Genomic DNA, 1,327 nt, shown 5'->3' with positions numbered 1-1,327 from the left:
GCTGCAATGACACGACTTCGGCGGTACGCTTGAGCCCCGCTACATTGTCGGCGCGGAATCACTTGACCAGTGAGCTATTACGCACTCTTTCAAGGGTGGCTGCTTCTAAGCCAACCTCCTGGTTGTCTCTGCGACTCCACATCCTTTCCCACTTAGCGTACGCTTAGGGGCCTTAGTCGATGCTCTGGGCTGTTTCCCTCTCGACCATGGAGCTTATCCCCCACAGTCTCACTGCCGTGCTCTCACTTACCGGCATTCGGAGTTTGGCTAAGGTCAGTAACCCGGTAGGGCCCATCGCCTATCCAGTGCTCTACCTCCGGCAAGAAACACACGACGCTGCACCTAAATGCATTTCGGGGAGAACCAGCTATCACGGAGTTTGATTGGCCTTTCACCCCTAACCACAGGTCATCCCCCAGGTTTTCAACCCTGGTGGGTTCGGTCCTCCACGAAGTCTTACCTCCGCTTCAACCTGCCCATGGCTAGATCACTCCGCTTCGGGTCTTGAGCGTGCTACTGAACCGCCCTATTCGGACTCGCTTTCGCTACGGCTTCCCCACACGGGTTAACCTCGCAACACACCGCAAACTCGCAGGCTCATTCTTCAAAAGGCACGCAGTCACGAGATGCAGCAAGCTGCATCCGACGCTCCCACGGCTTGTAGGCACACGGTTTCAGGTACTATTTCACTCCGCTCCCGCGGTACTTTTCACCATTCCCTCACGGTACTATCCGCTATCGGTCACCAGGGAATATTTAGGCTTAGCGGGTGGTCCCGCCAGATTCACACGGGATTTCTCGGGCCCCGTGCTACTTGGGTGTCTCTCAAACGAGCCGCTAATGTTTCGTCTACGGGGGTCTTACCCTCTACGCCGGACCTTTCGCATGTCCTTCGACTACATCAACGGTTTCTGACTCGTCCTGCCGCCGGCAGACGACAGAAGAGAGATCCCACAACCCCGCATGCGCAACCCCTGCCGGGTCTCACACGCATACGGTTTGGCCTCATCCGGTTTCGCTCGCCACTACTCCCGGAATCACGGTTGTTTTCTCTTCCTGAGGGTACTGAGATGTTTCACTTCCCCTCGTTCCCTCCACATGCCCTATGTGTTCAGGCATGGGTGACAGCCCATGACGACTGCCGGGTTTCCCCATTCGGAAACCCCCGGATCAAAGCCTGGTTGACGGCTCCCCGGGGACTATCGTGGCCTCCCACGTCCTTCATCGGTTCCTGGTGCCAAGGCATCCACCGTGCGCCCTTAAAAACTTGGCCACAGATGCTCGCGTCCACTGTGTAGTTCTCAAGCAACGACCAGCCACCCATCAC

The 1,327-nt window shown here is 57.0% G+C and carries 1 rRNA gene; it reads right to left on the bottom strand.

Annotated elements, in window-relative coordinates:
* Window positions 1–1,273 (bottom strand): 23S ribosomal RNA (locus KV205_RS35915); the annotation flags it as partial.
* Window positions 1,274–1,327 lie beyond the last annotated feature (54 nt).

This window comes from Streptomyces sp. SKN60, assembly GCF_026236535.1.
Classification (GTDB): Bacteria; Actinomycetota; Actinomycetes; order Streptomycetales; family Streptomycetaceae; genus Streptomyces.
Note: the sequence above shows the minus strand (reverse complement) of the source record. Positions and strands in the feature narration are given on the sequence as shown.